The sequence below is a fragment of the Streptomyces sp. WM6386 genome, assembly GCF_000972385.1.
Taxonomy (GTDB): domain Bacteria; phylum Actinomycetota; class Actinomycetes; order Streptomycetales; family Streptomycetaceae; genus Streptomyces.
Window position 1 is genome coordinate 1 of record NZ_JXTE01000589.1, and the last position, 386, is coordinate 386.

Sequence of the window (386 nt, forward strand, 5' to 3'; positions counted from 1 at the left end):
TAGTCGGCCCGGGCAGTGAGGTTGCGCGGGAACAGCTTCCCGTCGGGGGACGGAAGGTCGGGCATGGACGGCTCCTTCAGACGGCGCTGGCGGGACTGGCGGGGCTGACGAGAGCGGTGGTGGAGTCTGCGGGCGTACGGAAGAACTCGGGTGCGGTGGCGCACAGTTCGACGTAGGCCCGCAGGCAGAAGGACAGCCAGCCGCGGATGTATTCGCAGCCCGGGCGTCCTCGGCGGCTCACCTCGTGGTAACAGCCGCCGCCGCACAGGTAACGGGCCCAGCAGGACCGGCACGGCTCCTGACGATCGACATGGCGTACCGCCAAGTGCCGGGCGCGGGCGGCGACGTCGGAACCCCCCGCCAGGGAACCCATGGCGAAGGCCGGG

At 71.2% G+C, this 386-nt stretch carries 1 protein-coding gene; it reads right to left on the bottom strand.

What is annotated here, in order from left to right; translation table 11 throughout:
* Positions 1-76: 76 nt before the first annotated feature.
* A partial coding sequence (locus tag TN53_RS47145) for an SPASM domain-containing protein (RefSeq protein WP_159038302.1) occupies positions 77-386 on the bottom strand: 310 nt, incomplete at its 5' end.